The 252-nt window shown below is 65.5% G+C and carries 1 protein-coding gene; it reads left to right on the plus strand.

Features of this window, described 5'->3' with window-relative positions; translation table 11 throughout:
* A partial coding sequence (locus tag ACFWW2_RS01600; protein WP_393925616.1) for a hypothetical protein occupies window positions 1–205 on the plus strand: 205 nt, incomplete at its 5' end.
* Between the last annotated feature and the right edge of the window lie 47 nt (window positions 206–252).

Genomic DNA, 252 nt, shown 5'->3' on the forward strand with positions numbered 1-252 from the left:
TCAGTCGCTCGATATGCCCGCCGAAGCGCGGCGTGCCCGGTGGTCGCCAGTCAATGGCGATGCCTGCATCGTCACATCCGCGCTTGAACGCGCGGCTGCGGAAATCGGCGCCGTTGTCGACGTGAACCTTGTCAGGGAGACCCGCGACGGGCCACGGCTCCACAATGTCGCGCTCTTTGAGCCAGGCCGTCTTGTCGAAGACTGAGTGTAGCAGGCACAGGCTTGTCGACAGGCGAGACGGGGCGTCCAGGG

Source organism: Yoonia sp. R2-816 (assembly GCF_046762905.1).
Lineage (GTDB): Bacteria > Pseudomonadota > Alphaproteobacteria > Rhodobacterales > Rhodobacteraceae > Yoonia.